The sequence below is a fragment of the Blastococcus sp. CCUG 61487 genome, from assembly GCF_005222955.1.
Taxonomy (GTDB): domain Bacteria; phylum Actinomycetota; class Actinomycetes; order Mycobacteriales; family Geodermatophilaceae; genus Blastococcus.
The window spans coordinates 1-1,082 of record NZ_LWUA01000116.1 but is presented as its reverse complement, the minus strand read 5'-3'; the positions used below and the strand labels follow the sequence as shown (position 1 = coordinate 1,082).

General features: G+C 71.3%; 3 protein-coding genes. All 3 read right to left on the bottom strand.

Features of this window, described 5'->3' with window-relative positions; translation table 11 throughout:
- Nucleotides 1–221 (bottom strand): DivIVA domain-containing protein (locus A6V29_RS08170; protein WP_137159853.1); only part of this gene is annotated, 221 nt, incomplete at its 3' end.
- A 108-nt stretch (nucleotides 222–329) separates the two neighbouring features.
- A complete protein-coding gene (locus A6V29_RS08165; RefSeq protein ID WP_137159852.1) occupies nucleotides 330–611 on the bottom strand; it encodes a YggT family protein in 282 nt (93 codons plus the stop codon).
- 69 nt (nucleotides 612–680) lie between these two features.
- Nucleotides 681–1,082 (bottom strand): cell division protein SepF (locus A6V29_RS08160; protein ID WP_249933111.1); only part of this gene is annotated, 402 nt, incomplete at its 5' end.

The following is a 1,082-nucleotide window of genomic DNA, read 5'->3' as shown; positions in this document are numbered from 1 at the left end:
GGAGCGGGCGCGGGGGCCGGCGGCTCGGGGCGCTCCTCGGCCCGGGCCGGGGCGCGGTTGCCCGCGCCGGCGCGCAGCTCGTTGTTCTCCTCGATCAGGCGGGCCAGCTCGGCCTCCACCACGTCGAGGAAGGCGTCGACCTCGTCCTCGTCGTATCCCCGCTTGCCGATGGGCGGCTTCTTGAAGACGACGTTGTGGACGTCGGCAGGCGTGAGTGGCATCAGGTCACCTTAGAGGTCCGGCGGGGCGGGTGGAGCGTGGGTGGACCGTAGAGGACCCGGCCTCTCGTCCGGTCCGCTACCGGGGAAGTGTCGGTCACGTTAGTACGCCTAGGGACGGAAGAAGGAACGGAGCAGGACCACGGCGATCAGGAGCACCATGAACCCCAGATCCAGCCTGATCGTCCCCAGGTTGAGCGGCGGGATGACCCGGCGCACTGCCTTCAGCGGCGGGTCGGTGGTGGTGTAGACGACCTCGAGGCCGGCCGCGACCAGGCCGGCGGGGCGCCAGCTGCGGGCGAGCACCATCACCCAGTCGACGACGAAGCGGGCGAACAGCAGCACCATGAACACGGTCAGGACCACGTACACGATCGTCAGGAGAAGTGACACGGTCCTCGTTCGTCCAGGGCACCGGGCGTGCCGCCGTCATCGTGCGCCCGGGTGGTCCCCGGGTGCGGGTCAGGACTGGTTGAAGAACCCGCCTTCGCGGATCCGGGCCTTGTCCTCGGCTGTCACGTCGACGTCCTGCGGGCTGAGCAGGAACACCTTGGCCGTGACGCGCTCGATGCTACCGCGCAGACCGAACGAGAGCCCCGCAGCGAAGTCGACCAGCCGCTTGGCGTCGGCGTCGTCCATCTCCGTGAGGTTCATGATGACCGGCATCCCGTCGCGGAAGCGCTCCCCGATGACCCGCGCCTCGTTGTAGGTGCGCGGGTGCAGGGTGGTGATCCGATACGGCTGCGGGGCGGGCGCGGGGGCCGGGGCGGGCTCGGCCACGGCGGTGACGGGCTCGCGCACGGCCAGGCCGGCCGCCGCGACGGGCCCGCTGCTCACCGCGCTCACCCGGGAGCCGCCACCGGC